The organism is Natrialba sp. PRR66 (genome assembly GCF_034808065.1).
GTDB classification, from domain to species: domain Archaea; phylum Halobacteriota; class Halobacteria; order Halobacteriales; family Natrialbaceae; genus Natrialba; species Natrialba aegyptia.
This window is the reverse complement of record NZ_JAXHGN010000001.1, coordinates 992566-1006551: the sequence shown is the minus strand read 5'-3', so window position 1 is coordinate 1006551 and position 13986 is coordinate 992566. Positions and strand designations below refer to the sequence as shown.

13 protein-coding genes are annotated in these 13986 nt (G+C 64.0%); 9 read left to right on the top strand and 4 right to left on the bottom strand.

What is annotated here, in order from left to right; translation table 11 throughout:
- Positions 1 to 8: 8 nt before the first annotated feature.
- Positions 9 to 782: an ABC transporter permease gene (locus SM755_RS04810; protein ID WP_323171664.1), complete on the bottom strand. Its 774-nt coding sequence runs from the start codon at positions 780 to 782 to the stop codon at positions 9 to 11.
- The gene (locus SM755_RS04805) at positions 779 to 1777 is read right to left on the bottom strand and encodes an ABC transporter ATP-binding protein (protein WP_323171663.1); all 999 of its coding nucleotides are present in this window, start codon (positions 1775 to 1777) and stop codon (positions 779 to 781) included. The genes SM755_RS04810 and SM755_RS04805 overlap by 4 nt, the downstream gene beginning before the upstream one ends.
- Before the next feature lie 100 nt (positions 1778 to 1877).
- Between SM755_RS04805 and SM755_RS04800 the strand changes: the two genes are divergently transcribed.
- Positions 1878 to 2831, top strand: coding sequence for a TIGR03557 family F420-dependent LLM class oxidoreductase (locus tag SM755_RS04800; protein WP_323171662.1), 954 nt, complete (start codon positions 1878 to 1880; stop codon positions 2829 to 2831).
- 104 nt (positions 2832 to 2935) lie between these two features.
- Positions 2936 to 4600, top strand: a complete 1665-nt coding sequence (locus SM755_RS04795; RefSeq protein WP_323171661.1) for a PQQ-binding-like beta-propeller repeat protein — start codon at positions 2936 to 2938, stop codon at positions 4598 to 4600.
- A 124-nt stretch (positions 4601 to 4724) separates the two neighbouring features.
- On the opposite strand, the gene glyA is transcribed toward SM755_RS04795, so the two are convergent.
- A complete protein-coding gene (gene glyA, locus SM755_RS04790; protein ID WP_323171660.1) occupies positions 4725 to 5978 on the bottom strand; it encodes a serine hydroxymethyltransferase in 1254 nt (417 codons plus the stop codon).
- Positions 5979 to 6137: 159 nt separating this feature from the next.
- Here glyA and SM755_RS04785 point away from each other — a divergent pair, with 159 nt between their 5' ends.
- From SM755_RS04785 to SM755_RS04755, 7 genes are all read left to right on the top strand, one after another.
- Positions 6138 to 8351 (top strand): hypothetical protein, encoded by a 2214-nt coding sequence (locus SM755_RS04785; RefSeq protein WP_323171659.1) that lies wholly within the window; start codon positions 6138 to 6140, stop codon positions 8349 to 8351.
- Positions 8352 to 8747: 396 nt separating this feature from the next.
- Positions 8748 to 9566, top strand: coding sequence for a transcriptional regulator TbsP (locus tag SM755_RS04780; protein ID WP_323171658.1), 819 nt, complete (start codon positions 8748 to 8750; stop codon positions 9564 to 9566).
- A 129-nt stretch (positions 9567 to 9695) separates the two neighbouring features.
- Complete coding sequence (locus SM755_RS04775; protein ID WP_323171657.1) at positions 9696 to 10400, top strand: RNase P subunit p30 family protein; 705 nt, start codon at positions 9696 to 9698, stop codon at positions 10398 to 10400.
- Positions 10384 to 11010, top strand: a complete 627-nt coding sequence (locus tag SM755_RS04770) for a class I SAM-dependent methyltransferase (protein ID WP_323171656.1) — start codon at positions 10384 to 10386, stop codon at positions 11008 to 11010. The genes SM755_RS04775 and SM755_RS04770 overlap by 17 nt, the downstream gene beginning before the upstream one ends.
- Positions 11007 to 11498: an Rpp14/Pop5 family protein gene (locus SM755_RS04765; RefSeq protein WP_323171655.1), complete on the top strand. Its 492-nt coding sequence runs from the start codon at positions 11007 to 11009 to the stop codon at positions 11496 to 11498. The genes SM755_RS04770 and SM755_RS04765 overlap by 4 nt, the downstream gene beginning before the upstream one ends.
- 4 nt (positions 11499 to 11502) lie before the next feature.
- The gene (gene psmA / locus SM755_RS04760) at positions 11503 to 12264 is read left to right on the top strand and encodes an archaeal proteasome endopeptidase complex subunit alpha (RefSeq protein ID WP_006663914.1); all 762 of its coding nucleotides are present in this window, start codon (positions 11503 to 11505) and stop codon (positions 12262 to 12264) included.
- A gap of 199 nt (positions 12265 to 12463) precedes the next feature.
- Positions 12464 to 13189 carry a ribosome assembly factor SBDS gene (locus SM755_RS04755; RefSeq protein ID WP_323171654.1) on the top strand — a complete coding sequence of 242 codons (726 nt, stop codon included), beginning with the start codon at positions 12464 to 12466 and terminating at the stop codon, positions 13187 to 13189.
- A gap of 217 nt (positions 13190 to 13406) precedes the next feature.
- On the opposite strand, the gene SM755_RS04750 is transcribed toward SM755_RS04755, so the two are convergent.
- Positions 13407 to 13730 (bottom strand): FUN14 domain-containing protein, encoded by a 324-nt coding sequence (locus SM755_RS04750; RefSeq protein ID WP_323171653.1) that lies wholly within the window; start codon positions 13728 to 13730, stop codon positions 13407 to 13409.
- Positions 13731 to 13986 lie beyond the last annotated feature (256 nt).

The following is a 13986-nucleotide window of genomic DNA, read 5'->3' as shown; positions in this document are numbered from 1 at the left end:
GAGTTCGGTTAGTCCGTTTGCGGGATCGATCGTGCGCCGAGTGCGAAGATGATTCCGGCGAGGACCGCGAGGATGGCGAGGTTCGCCAGTGCAGGATCGACACCGGCGATCGTAGCGGGGTTCGCACCGGGATCGGTCACCGCTCGGACGCCGCGCGTGAAGTACGTCAGCGGCGAGAGGTTCACGAGCGGTTCGAACCAGCCGGGTAACTGCTCGAGCGTGATAAACGTCTCCGAGAGGAACAGGAGCGGGAGGCCGATGCCGTTACTCGCTGCGACGGCCCCGTCCTGTGAATCCGTGTAGCTGCCGAGTATTGCGCCGACGCCACAGAAGCAGACGACGCCGACGAGGATGTACGGCACGAGCAGGGGCGAGAAGGCGATTTCGGCACCCGTGAGGACGATCACGAGCCCGAGGATGAGGAGACTCGCCAGTCCGATGATGACGGCGTTGACGACCGTCTGGGCGAGCAGCCACTCCGCGCGGGTCAGCGGCGTCGTCGCGAGCTTTTCGAAGCGGTTGCCCTCGCGGTGGCGCGCGACTTCGCTGCCCATCCGCGACAGCGGCGTAAAGAGGACGACGACGGCGAGATAGCCCGGCACGTAGTAGACCGGCGGCTCTGCGAACAGCCCGCCGCCGGCGGGGTCGGTTCGGACGAGAGCCCCAAAGATGACGATCAGGATTACGGGGAAGAAAAACGTGAAGAAGACTGCCGTCCGACGGCGGATAAACGAGCGCCAGCCGGCTCCCGTCTCGGCCCGGACGCGGCTCGCGACGCTCACGCAGTCTCACCCGCCCGCGGCGCATCGCCGAGTTCGTCGTCGGTCGGTTCGTCCGCGTCCAATCCGCCACCCCGCCCGGTTCGTGCGCGCTCGGCCGAATCCGCGAGCGTCAGGTAGACGTCTTCGAGGTCGGGTTCGGCCCACGCGAGTCCGGAGTACTCGATCCCGTCGGTTTCGAGGGCGTCGACCACGGTTCCGATGTCGGCGGGCGAAATATCGCGGACGACGACGCCCTGGTGGTCACGCTGTCGGCCTCGAGCCGGTCGTTCGACGGCAAACGGGAGATCGGCGAACGCGTCCGCGGGTGCGTCCGTCTCGATTTCGAGGCGGCTCGTTCCGCCGTGTTCGTCGATCAGTTCGGCGGGCGTGCCGCGGGCGACGAGTTCACCGTTCGAAAGCAGGCCGACGCGGTCCGCGAGCCGTTCGGCCTCGGCCATGTCGTGAGTCGTCAAGATGACCGTCGTCCCGGCGTCGGCGAGGGCCTCGATCAGCCGCCAGACGGTGCGCCGGCCGGCGGGATCGATTCCTGTCGTCGGCTCGTCGAGAAAGAGCACGTCGGGATCGTTGACCAGCGTCGCGCCGACGCAGACCCGACGTTGCTGCCCGCCAGAGAGGTCTTCGTACCAGGTGTCGGCCGCATCGACGAGGCCCACGTCGGCGAGCACGTCGTCGGGATCGCGGGTCTCCTCGTAGAGCCCCGCGTAGTAGGTCAGGAGTTCGCGAACGGTGAGCCGATCCGGCGGCGAGAACGCCTGCGGGAGGACGCCGAGTCGGTCGCGGTCGACGGCCGCTGGCGGTTCATCGAGCACGCGCGCCGATCCCGAGTCAGGATCGGTCGTTCCCGTCAGCGCACGGACGAGCGTCGTTTTGCCGGCCCCGTTCGGGCCGATGAGTGCAAAGACCTCGCCGCGGTCGACGGTCAGCGAGGCGGAATCGAGCGCGACCGTCTCGCCGTATGTCTTCGCGAGTTCAGTCGCGGCAACGACGGCAGACATACGAATGGCTACCCACGCCGTCCGGGTAAGCGGTTCGATTCCCGCGCTCTTGCCCACGCAGGCTCAACCGTTACCGGCGCGTTCGTGATACGGTTTCGGCATGACCCAGCTCGGCTACACCCTCTCGAGCGAAGAGCATGGTCCGACTGAACTCGTCGAGTACGCCCGCCGCGCGGAGGAAGCCGGCTTCGACTTCGTCTCGATCTCGGACCACTTTCACCCGTGGATTCCGGCGCAGGGGGAGTCGCCGTTCGTCTGGAGCACCCTCGGCGGGATCGCGACGGCGACCGACGAGATCGAGGTCGGGGTCGGCGTCACCTGTCCGACGATGCGTATCCACCCGGTCAACGTCGCGCAGGCGGTCGCGACGGTCGAGGAGATGTTCGACGGCCGGTTCACCTTCGGCGTCGGTACCGGCGAGAACTTGAACGAACACGTCACCGGCCACCGCTGGCCCGAACACGACGTTCGACTCGAGATGCTGACAGAGGCCATGAACGTAATGAGCAGCCTTTGGACCGGCGACAATACGAGCCACCACGGCGAGCACTACACGGTCGAGAACGCGCGGCTGTTCACGGTCCCGGACGAGCAGCCGACGACGATCGCGAGCGCCTTCGGTCCGCAGACGGCCCGCTGGGCCGCAGAACACGGCGACGGACTCTGGTGTTCCGGACCGAAGGGTGCGGTGGTCGACGAGTACGAGGACGCCGGGGGCGACGGCCCAGCCTACTCCCAGTTGCACATCTGCTACGCCGACAGCGAGGACGAGGCGATCGACACCGTTCACGAGTACTGGCCGAACGGTTCACTGCCGGGTGAACTCGGGCAAGAACTGCCGACGCCGGCGCACTTCGAGCAGGCCACGGAGATGGTCGACTGGGACGATATCGCCGAGAGCGGGACCACTACCGATCCGGACCCGCAGGCGCACATCGACAGTATCGAGACGGCGGTCGACGCGGGGTACGATCACGTCTACGTCCACCAGATCGGCCCCGAGCAGGAGCGGGCGATCGAGTTCTACGAGGAGGAGGTGTTGCCGGCGTTCTGATACGGGTGCGGTGCGGTCGTGAACGGTTTGCAAAACAGTTGCTCAGGGATCAAATCCGTCGTAACAACTGGATAGTAACGACGGTCTCCGGGAGTGGTACCGGTATGTCTGATTGGGATCGCCGTTCGGTACTCGCAACCGGTGCAGCGCTTTCCGTCGGAAGCGGGATGACCTCGATCGCCGCCGGCCGTAACGACTCGGAGGAATCCGCCGCCGAGTCGCTTCCGGACCCGTCGCTGGAACCGAATCCGGATCAGGACGAAGACTGGGCGTCGTTCGCCGGCGACGCCAGCCACAGCAGGAGTGTCGACGCCGGCACCGAGTTCGATGCCGACGCGCTCGAGGCCGTCTGGTCCGTCGGGTCGACCGGACCGGTCGCCGTCGCCAACGACACCGTCTATACCTCGACTGCGGACGGCGTCGCTGCGTTCGACGCGGCCGACGGAACGCTCGTCTGGGAGAACACGACCGTCGACGCGAGCGAACCGGCGGTGGTCGGCGAGACGGTCTACGTCACCGGCGATAAGGTCGTGGCGCTCGATAGCTCGGACGGGAGCGTCCGCTGGGAGAGCGAGTTCGACACCGACGCACTGCTCGGGAGTCCAACGGTGGCCTACGGCGCGGTCTACGTCGGCGTCGACGGGACGCTGTACGCCCTCGAAACCGACGACGGGTCGGTTCGGTGGCGCAAGGAGTCGATCACCGCACCACCGGACCCGGAGGCAGACGAGGAAGCGGAATACGAGTTCACCAGCTACACCGCGGCGGCGAACGGGGTCGTCTATGCCCTGTCGTGGGGCGGTGCCGTCGCGTTCGAGCCCGAAACCGGGGCCGAGGTGTGGCTCGCTCCGATACCGTACCTGGGGACGGCCGCGAAGAACACCCAGGTTCGAGCGACGGCGAGCACTGTCGCCGTCGGCAACTCGGAGGCCGAGTGCGTACTCGTGAACGCACAAACCGGCGATGACGATATTTTGGTCGCATCCGAGAGTGTCGATTGGGCGCTCGACGACGAAATTTACGTTACCGGGACCGACCACCAACTCGAGGTCGGCGCGTACGAACACGAGTACTACTGGCAGGTCGAGAGCAACGCTAACGCCGGCCACGCCGCCATCTATGGCGAGACGGTGTACGTCTACTTTAGCGATGCTGGCTCCGAAGGCGAGGACGCGCCACCGTACAGTACGGACCTCGTCGCGCTGAACAAGCACGACGGAACCGAGCAGTGGGTCCTCTCGAACGACGACGTTCCCGTCGGCCACGTTCGCGCGATCAGCGACGGAACGATCTACGTCGACCGCAGCGGTGAACTCGTCGCGCTCCGAGAGGGGGCAGGTGATGAAGACGGGAACGATGGGGGCGATGAAGACGGCAGTGACGAAGACGGCAGTGACGAAGACGGCAGTGACGAAGACGGCAGTGACGAAGACGGAAGTAACGAGGGCGGTGACCAGGGCGACGGCGATCCGGCCGATGGCGGTGGCGACGGGAACGAAGGGGCGGACGAGGGAGATGACACGACCGAGGGAAGTGACGGAACCGACGGCGGGAACGGCAGCGATAACGGTGGTTCCGACGGCGGTAGTAACGGGAACGGCAACGGCAACGACAGCGCCGAAAACGGAACGTCCAACGAGACGGACGGAAGCTCCGGGGACGATACCGTTCCCGGCTTCACGACCGGTGCCGGCATCGTCAGCGGTGCGCTCGGCCTCGAATGGGTTCGCCGGCAGGCCGATTCGAACGCGGACGACTCGACCCAGTAACGGGCGCGTCGGCGGTCGCTGACGTGTGACTGTCGGCGCTGTGCTCCGTTCTGTAGCTCACGATGAGACGGTACTGCTCACTGAGAAGCGAAATTGCAGAAAGGCGACGGCCGTCAGACCGCGGTTACTCGTCCTGATACAGCGGGTATGCTGCACAGAGTTCGTCGACCTCCTCGCGGACCGACGCGATCACGTCTTCGTCGTCCGGCTCGTCGACGACGCGGGCGATCAAGTCCGCGACCGTTCGGCAGTCGTCCTCGTCGAAGCCGCGCGTGGTCAGCGCCGGGGTGCCGGCGCGGATGCCGCTCGGGTCGAACGGCGAGCGCGTCTCGCCGGGAACCGTGTTCCCGTTGAGGACGATGCCGGCGTCCTCGAGCGCCTCCTCGGCGTCGCCGCCGGAGGTGTCGGGGTGACTCTCGCGCAGGTCGACGAGCACGAGGTGATTGTCGGTCCCCTCCGAGACGAGCGAGAAGCCGTGTTCGGCGAGCCGGTCGCCGAGCGCTTCGGCATTTGCGACCGTCTGTTCGGCGTACTCCTCGAACTCGGGCTCGAGCGCTTCCTTGAAGCCGACGGCCTTGCCCGCGATATTGTGCATGAGCGGTCCGCCTTGGCCGCCAGGGAAGACGGCCGAGTCGATGTCGTCCGCGTACTCCTCGCCGGTCATCACGATGCCGCCGCGACCCGAGCGGATGGTCTTGTGCGTCGAACCCGTGACGAAGTCGGCGATGCCGACCGGCGACGAGTGAACGCCCGCGGCGACGAGGCCGGTGATGTGGGCGATGTCGGCGAGGTGGAGTGCATCGACGCTGTCGGCGGCCTCCTGAATGCGCTCCCATTCGATCTCGCGCGGGTACGCGGAGTAGCCCGAGACGATGATATCCGGTTCGAACTCCTCGGCGTGTTCGGCGAGGCCCTCGTAGTCGAGGTAGCCCGTCTCGGGGTCGACCTCGTACTGCTCGACGTCGTAGAGTTGGCCGACGAAGTTCGCCGGGTGGCCGTGACTGAGGTGGCCGCCGTGGTTCAGATCCAGCGAGAGGATCTTATCCCCGGGTTCGAGCATCGCGAAGTAGACGGCCTGGTTCGCCTGCGTCCCCGAATGCGGCTGGACGTTGACGTGTTCGGCCCCGAACAGTTCTTTGGCACGTTCGATCGCGAGTTCTTCGACCTCGTCGGCGAACTCGCAGCCGCCGTAGTAGCGCGAGCCGGGATAGCCCTCGGCGTACTTGTTCGTCAGCGCGCTTCCCTGGGCGTCGATGACGGCGCGACTGGCGTGGTTCTCGCTCGCGATCATCTGGAGCGTCGATCGCTGGCGGTCCACCTCGCCCTCGAGCGCATCGGCGACGGCGGGATCGACCTCTCGAACGTGCTCGTGATCCATATCCGATGTGGTGTCTGGCTGCTGTATAAGTGTACCTCTCTTCGGCAAAGCGGGCCACGAACGCAAGCGGTACCCTCGATCGATCAGCACGATCATGTCGTCTGTTATTGATTAACATCCGATACAACTAACTTGACTGCGTTGGATGTACCGCACCGGATGCTTGCGTGGGACGCCCAACAGAATGGCCTCTCCGTCACCGACAGCGATACCGCTGCCCTTGCCGTGACCGGGACCGAGTTCAGTATCGACGAGGCCGACCCGCCGCTCGACGTTCCGCGGCCGGTCGACGAAACCATCGCGGTGACCGCACGCGAACTGCGCTTGCCCCACGCCGTCGTCTACGCGTTCCCCCGCGAATCATCGACGCCACTCGAACTCGATCCCTGCGGCGACCCGCTCTCGCTTTCGCCCGGGGAGTACGTCGTCGACGTCGACACCGAGATCAAAACCTACCTGCAGTTTGCCGGTGCGGCGCGGATCGAGCGAACGGACGACTTCGAGTCCGTCGTCGTCTCCTTTCCCGAGCGAACGCGCGTCATCCTCGGCTTTCGAAGTCGCCACGAGTTCCCCACTGGAACGATCACCGTTCCGGACTCACCGGCGGCCCTCGCGCAGGCGGTTTCATACCTTTCGTCCTCGCACAAGACGACGGGACCGGACCGCTCCTATCCGACGCTCCGGGGCCACCCGCCGCTACTCGAATCGGGCGACGAACTGGCGATTCCTGACTGCGTTCGTGCCGACACGCCACAGACTGGAACCGAACTCGTCGTCCCGCCCGAGTACGAGTCGCTGTACGTCACTGCGCCGCTGGCGTACTACCTGCAGGCGCGCGTTCGAACGGACCCAACGATCAACGGTCCACGGCTTTGCCTTCCCGAGTACGATGTCGAACGCTCCCTCCCCGGCCCGCCTCGACTCGAGCGCGAGGTCGAACAGTTGCTTCGACAGACGTTCTTCCTCGACTGTCTGGTCCGCAACGCCGGCCCCTACGGCACCGAACTCGCCGAGTCCAGACTGCTCGAGATCCTCGATCTCGACAGCGAGTCGCTGTACGCGGCCCCGCCGCAGGACCGACTCGCGACCTACCTCGACATTCCCTTCGAGGCGATCGAACACCGCCTGCCCGACTGGCACCTCGCGACGTACGTCGCCCCCGAGTTCAGCCGCGTCGAGACGCTGCCGTTTCTGCTCGATCGGATGAGCCTGCTCTATCGACCCCGAACGTCGACACTCGAGGGGCGTGAACTCGTCGAACGATCGCTCGAGGCGTTCTACCGCACCGGCGAGCGGGCGGGGACGGGAGGACAGGTTGCGTCCGTCGACATCGTCAAGCCCGAACTGCGCCACGGCCGGGCCCACGGCTGGCTCGCCGACGGCGTTCCAGTCGACGTCTTCACCGCTGCGCCGGAGGCCTACCACAACCGGCTCGCGTTCCTCGATCGCACTTGCGGAGAAATCTCCGTCTGCGTCGTTCTCAACGACCCGGACATGGCCGGCGAACACGACGACGTGGCCGAGATCTACCGCTCTCGGTCCGGCGACCTCCCGATGACTGTCACCGTCGAGGACGGCCTGACGACGGCCGAACTCGCTCGCGTCTTCGAGACTGGCCACGACTTCGTCCACTACATCGGCCACTGCGAGACCGACGGCCTCTGCTGTCCCGACGGCACGCTCTCGACGGCGAGTCTCGACCGCTGTACCGCTCAGACGTTCTTTCTCAATGCGTGCGGCTCCTTCTACGAGGGACGAGCACTGATCGAGAAGGGCAGCGTCGCCGGAGCCGTCACCGTCACCGAGGTCCTGAACGAGCACGCGATCAAGGTCGGCTCCACGTTCGCGACGCTGCTCGTCAACGGCTTCAGCATCGAACGAGCGATGGAACTCGCACGCCGGCGCATCATGATGGGCAAGGACTACACCGTGGTCGGCGACGGCACCCACTCGCTTACGCAAGGCGAACACCGCGTGCCCACCACCCTCCGCATCGATGAACTCGACGCGGAACACAGACGCTCCTCGCGCGCAATTCGGAACGGCGATCCGGATGCGAGCACTGCAAGCGCTGCAAGCGCCGCAAGTACCGCGAGCAACGACACCGACGGTACATCCCAGCCACAACAGACAGCACGAAACGATCAGCCCCGATATCTCGTCACCTTCGACTGCTACTCGACCCGCGTCACCGGCTCCTATTACTTCCCCCACACCGCCGACAACGAGGTCGCCTACCTCTGTGGCTCCGAGTCCAATTTCATCGTCTCGAAACCTGAACTCGTAACGTTGCTCAAAGAAACGGAGGCGTCGGTGATTTACGACGGCGATATTTACTGGTCGAACTCGCTCTGGTCGCACTTCGACGAGTAGCGATGAGTAGATCGGTTCGCCTACGGACCGCCGTACGTACTCACGCGCTCTGCAAACAGCGTATAGTCGTCCGAACGGGGACGAGAGAGCAATCCATCACTCAGCTGGCAGGGCCATACATCCATCCAGAGTCGGGTACTACTGAAACCCATGCAGTCCGATATTACCAAGACACTCTTATATAATTATTCTAATTAATTCTCGCAATCAGATACGGATTAAACGAAGGCCGTCGATTCCGTTCATCGACCGACCATCCTGTTGTTCTGAGAAACCTATAGCTATAATGAACAACAACGGGACAAAAATTACCCGTTCGTCAATCAGGTGAGAAGTTCTGCCGTGAAGATGGCCACCAAAATTAAGTACTGGGACCTCGTTTACTTCTGCAGAGAGATGGCTTCGAATTTACTCAACCACCAGATTGACGATATACTCGAATCAGTCCTCGAAGACGCAAGCGGTGACGTCTACATGGTCAACCCCTCGCGGGATGCCATCGAGGAGTTCATCGCTGTCGCGACGGCGCTCGATGGGTCGCTCCCGTCGGTCCACATGCTCGCCGACGAGCGTACCCTGAAGGCGGTTATGGACGATTTCATCGTCGCCTCGAACGCGGCGGACCTCATCAGCGAGGGCGCACTCGCACTCCACACGCTTGAGGAAGCGCCGGAGAACTCGCTTTTGGTCACCGAAGACCGCGTCATCGCCGTCGTCCACGCCGGCGACCGCGTCGGCGGCCTCGTCACCGACGACGACAGTTTCGTCGAGGACACGTACGACACCTACGCCGCCCGCTGGGAAGACGCACCCGCCTACAACCTCCGGACGCCGCCGATTACGGACGTTCGCGAGACCCTTTCCGACGAGATCAGCCCCGAGGCCGAGGACGACTTCACCGCGATCTTGAACTCGCTCGAGACCGCTCGTGGCGACGGCGACGGGCTCGACGAAGTGACGATCTCGCTGCTCGTCGCGGCCAAGAACGAGGCGTTGCTGTACGACATCAGCAAGTGGGGCGAGGACGTTGGCATCGCGTCGAAGGCGACCTTTAGCCGCACGAAGACCAAGCTCGAAGACATGGGCCTGATCGACACCGAGAAGGTACCGATCGACGTTGGTCGGCCGCGCCTGCGCCTGAAGATCGGCGATGACCGCCTCCGCGAGGCCGACAACGGCCAGCTCGCGACGGTCGCCCAGTCCATCCTGAACTGAGACTGGCCGACACCGACTGTCGCATCACTGTTTCTCGCTGAACTCGGTGTCTTCTATTCGGCGGACAGCCGGTAGCCGGTGTCGCCGGATGACGCAAACCCCAAGTTCTCGCCGCGTGAGTCCACGACTATGTACGAGGCCGTCCACGCCCACCCCGACGGACAAAGCACGGTCGCCAGATTCGCGAAGACGGCGGCCGAGTTCGGTTTCGAGGGCGTGGTCGTGCGCAATCGCGCGGACGAGCGGGCCGAGTTCGACGCCGAGCGGATCGGGGACGAGTACGGGATCGACGTGGTCGAAGGGATCGAAATCGATGCCGACGATATCGAACAGGCAAGCGGTGCGGTCGGCAACTACCGGACCGACGAGACGATTGTCGCGGTCGCTGGCGGGACGCCCGCGATGAACCGCTTTGCCGTGGAAAACGAGAAGGTGGACGTGCTCGCCCGGCCGATGGCCGAGGGGGGCGATGTGAATCACGTGCTCGCGAAGGCAGCCGTCGAGAACGGCGTTCGCTTCGAGTTCGATCTCTCGGGCGTCCTTCGCACCCACGGCGGGCGACGTGTGCGGATCATCCAGTCCTTGCAAAAGCTCGCGGATATCGTCGACCACTACGACGCTCCCTACGTCGTGAGCGCGGCGCCGCGGTCGCACCTCGAACTCCGCGCGCCGCGGGAACTGGCGGCGCTCGGCAAGCAACTCGGTCTCTCGAGTTCGTTCGTCGAGGCGGGACTCGAAGAGTGGGGGCGGCTGGCCGAGCGCAACCGACGGATCCAGTCCGAGTCGTTCATTGAGCCGGGGGTCGAACGAGGGAGGTATGAAGAGGAGCATTGAGGATCACGCCGCCCGGTTTGACGAGATCGCAAGCGAGTACGACGACGAGAGTTCCGACGAGTATCGCGCGTGCGCGAATATGGTTATCGAGTACGCCGCGCCCGATGCGGACGATGTCGTTCTCGATCTTGGGACCGGAACGGGCGCGATCGCGCTCGCGCTGGCTCCGGACGCCGCGCGCGTCGTCGGGCGAGACATCAGCGAGGGCATGATGTCGGAAGCGGAGACGAAAGCGGCCGACGAAGGGATCGAGAACGTCGTGTTCGGCCACGGGACGTTCCGAGAGCCCGAGTACGACGGGGACGTCGATATCGTAACGTCGAACTTCGCGATGCATCACCTGTCGGACGAGGAAAAGCGCGAGGCGATTTCGGTGATCGCAGACCTCGGTCCGCGCACGTTCGTCCTCGGGGACGTGATGTTCTTCGGCGAGCCGAACCCGGACGAGCCGTTCTACTCGCCGGAGGTCGACGATCCGGCGACCGTCGGCTTCCTCGCGGATGCGCTTACGGACGCCGGCTTCTCACTGTCGGCCGTCGAACGCGTTCACGAGCAGGTCGGCGTGTTGGTGGCCGAGCGCGGCCGTCCCGACGCGGCCCAGAACGAATGAAACACCTTCCAAAGCACCTCCGGCCGCGCTGGCGGTATCTCGCGGTCGAGATAGAAAGTTGGCCCGACGCCACGATCGACCGCCGGGCGTTTCAGCGCGAGTGCTGGTATGCGGGCCAGAACTTGCTCGGTGATCCGGGGAGCGCACGCGCCGGGCTGTCGGTCCTGCAGTTCGAGTTCAGTGCCGATGCAGGCGTCGGTGAGGCGCTCGTCAAGGTCAGACACGGCTGGACAGACGAAGCGCGGGCGGCGCTCGCTTGCATCGACGAAATCGACGGACAGCCGGTCGGTGTTCGGGTCAGCGGTATCAGTGGCACGATCCGTGCCGCTGAAGAAAAGTATTTAGGGCGACGCGGGCAAGATTCTGAAGAGAGAAACGTCGTGTTCGGGAACGAGGAGCGAGTCGCCGTCGTGCGCGATGGATCTGTAGACGTGCGACTCGATGCGGCGTTCGCGGGGACGACAGACCTCGATTACGATTTAGCGTGATACTATGCAGGGACAAGCCCAACAGCAGGCGTACGACCGAGGCATCACGATCTTCTCGCCCGACGGCCGACTCTACCAGGTGGAGTACGCCCGCGAGGCGGTCAAACGTGGCACGGCGAGTATTGGAGTGCGAACCGACGACGGCGTCGTGCTGGCCGTCGACAAGCGCGTTCCCTCGCCGCTGCTCGAAGATTCGAGCGTCGAGAAGATCCACAAGGCAGACGACCACATCGGCATCGCGAGCGCGGGTCACGTCGCCGACGCGCGTCAGCTAATCGACTTCGCGCGCCGACAGACGCAGGTCAACCAACTGCGCTACGGCGAACCGATCGGCGTCGAAACGCTGACGAAGGAAGTTACCGACCACATCCAGCAGTACACCCAGGTTGGGGGCGCACGCCCGTTCGGCGTCGCACTGATCGTCGGCGGCGTCGAGAACGGCGAGCCGCGCCTGTTCGAGACCGATCCGTCCGGGACGCCATACGAGTGGAAGGCCCTCGCCGTCGGTGCCGACCGCAGTGAACTCCAGAGCTATCTGGAAGAAAACTACGACGACGAGGCTGACTTAGACGGCGGTATTCAGCTCGCACTCGACGCGCTCGCGTCGGTCAACGACGGCTCGCTGCTCCCGAGCGAGGTCGGCCTTGCGACCGTTGACGCCGAAACCGAGAGCTTCGAACAGTTCGAACAGGACCGCATCGCGGACCACTTGACCGAAAACGATCTCCTCGATGAGGGCGACGAGGACGGCGAATCCGAAGAGTAATCGAGCCAGAGACTCGTGACGACCCGCTCGGTCGCTCGAGTTCACGATCATCAGATCTTGACCCGACTCCCCGATTCCTGACAACTCGCGCTACTGCACTCGTTTGTCACTGTTTCGGGATTCGGATTCGTTCGACGGCTCCGAGCAACTGCCTCGTCTCAGGAAAAACTCTTTTAGGAAGCCGGAGGAACGCTTCGGTATGATCTCTCTTGACGAGGCGGTGACAGCGCGACTCGAGTCACACGGGGCGCGTTTTGAAGTGTTGGTCGATCCGGATGCGGCTCTCGCGATCAAACGCGGCGAGTTCGAGGGTGACCTGGAGGACGTCATCGCTGCGGAGGACGTTTTCGACAATGCCTCTCGTGGGGACCGCCCCGCCGAGAGCGACCTCGAGAAGGTCTTCGATACGACGGATCCACTGGAGATCATCCCGGAAGTTATCACGGAGGGAGAGATCCAGATTACGGCCGAGCAGCGACGCGAGATGCAAGAGAAAAAGCGCAAACAGCTGGTCGACACCATCGCGCGCAACGCGGTCAATCCGCAGATGGATAATGCGCCACACCCGCCGGAACGGATCGAAAACGCACTCGAGGAAGCGGGCTTTACCGTCGATCCGATGGAGACGGTCGAATCGCAGGTCGACGACGCGCTGGACGACCTTCGACCGGTGATCCCGATTCGGTTCGAGGAGGTGACGATCGCGGTCCAGATTCCGGCGGAGTACGCGGGCAGCGCGCAGGCCCAGGTCAGACAGTTCGGCGACCTCGAGCGCGAGGAGTGGCAGGCCGACGGTTCCTGGATCGGCGTCGTCACCTTCCCCGCAGGGATGCAAAACGAGTTCTACGACGTGGTCAACGAACACTCGAGCGGCAACGCTGAGACGGAGTTGATCAAGGACAAGGATGATATTCAGACGCGATAGTCAGTGGCGCGTCGTGACGGTACCGGTGTGAGACCGGAAGTCCCTGAGACTGGAAATCCAACAGCGACACTGCAGTATTACAGTCCCGGACGTTCTGTTCTAACCCGGTCTACGTACCGTTCCCGGACACAGATGGCGTCAGACGGTCTGCCATACCGATTTCCAGCGCAGTTGCAGCGGTTCGAATTCCTTTGGAACTGACTGCCAGCAGCCCGTCTTAGGCGCGATGGTATCCGATCAGAAAGCCGATCGTAAAGCCGACGGCGATCGAGGCGACGGAGAGGAGCGAGTCGATCCAGTGGGCAGTGACACCGGCATTTGACACCGTCTGTTCTTGTGTCGTGATAAGCCCGGCAGAAAGTCGATCCCAGTCCACGATAACGATGCCCTGGGACTGGAGATAGCGAACGACCATCAGTTCGATGCCGAAGATAATGGCGATCAGTTTAGCGACTCGCTTTGTCCCAAAGCCGAGCAGTCCGCCGAGGACTGCGCCGGCGATGAACTCGAGTGCGAGCGTCGTCGGGTCGGCGGAAACCATCACCGCGAGTATTCGTATCACAGATAATGACTGTTTTGATCCGATTTCCGTCGAGCGAGCGGCCGGCGAACCGGCGGTACAACGACGAGTTCAGCGCGGGCACGGGATTCAAGGCGGTTGGAGACGTACAGTGGAGTATGATTGTCTTGCGTTCAACGGAGGTGGCCTGCCGGCACCCCGAGCGTGGTTGATGGCGTCTCGTCGCCAGCCCGGTCGCGGTTGCAGTTGCAGTTGCAGTTGTACCCGCACCAGTGCT

What these genes read in the sequence shown, in the direction of transcription:
- glyA (WP_323171660.1), bottom strand. Translation starts at nt 5,978, where the DNA reads ATGGATCACGAGCACGTTCGAGAGGTCGATCCCGCCGTCGCCGATGCG.
- SM755_RS04780 (WP_323171658.1), top strand. Translation starts at nt 8,748, where the DNA reads ATGGCTTCGAATTTACTCAACCACCAGATTGACGATATACTCGAATCA.
- SM755_RS04765 (WP_323171655.1), top strand. Translation starts at nt 11,007, where the DNA reads ATGAAACACCTTCCAAAGCACCTCCGGCCGCGCTGGCGGTATCTCGCG.
- SM755_RS04775 (WP_323171657.1), top strand. Translation starts at nt 9,696, where the DNA reads ATGTACGAGGCCGTCCACGCCCACCCCGACGGACAAAGCACGGTCGCC.
- SM755_RS04785 (WP_323171659.1), top strand. Translation starts at nt 6,138, where the DNA reads ATGCTTGCGTGGGACGCCCAACAGAATGGCCTCTCCGTCACCGACAGC.
- SM755_RS04755 (WP_323171654.1), top strand. Translation starts at nt 12,464, where the DNA reads ATGATCTCTCTTGACGAGGCGGTGACAGCGCGACTCGAGTCACACGGG.
- SM755_RS04795 (WP_323171661.1), top strand. Translation starts at nt 2,936, where the DNA reads ATGTCTGATTGGGATCGCCGTTCGGTACTCGCAACCGGTGCAGCGCTT.
- psmA (WP_006663914.1), top strand. Translation starts at nt 11,503, where the DNA reads ATGCAGGGACAAGCCCAACAGCAGGCGTACGACCGAGGCATCACGATC.
- SM755_RS04750 (WP_323171653.1), bottom strand. Translation starts at nt 13,730, where the DNA reads ATGGTTTCCGCCGACCCGACGACGCTCGCACTCGAGTTCATCGCCGGC.
- SM755_RS04800 (WP_323171662.1), top strand. Translation starts at nt 1,878, where the DNA reads ATGACCCAGCTCGGCTACACCCTCTCGAGCGAAGAGCATGGTCCGACT.
- SM755_RS04770 (WP_323171656.1), top strand. Translation starts at nt 10,384, where the DNA reads ATGAAGAGGAGCATTGAGGATCACGCCGCCCGGTTTGACGAGATCGCA.
- SM755_RS04805 (WP_323171663.1), bottom strand. Translation starts at nt 1,777, where the DNA reads ATGTCTGCCGTCGTTGCCGCGACTGAACTCGCGAAGACATACGGCGAG.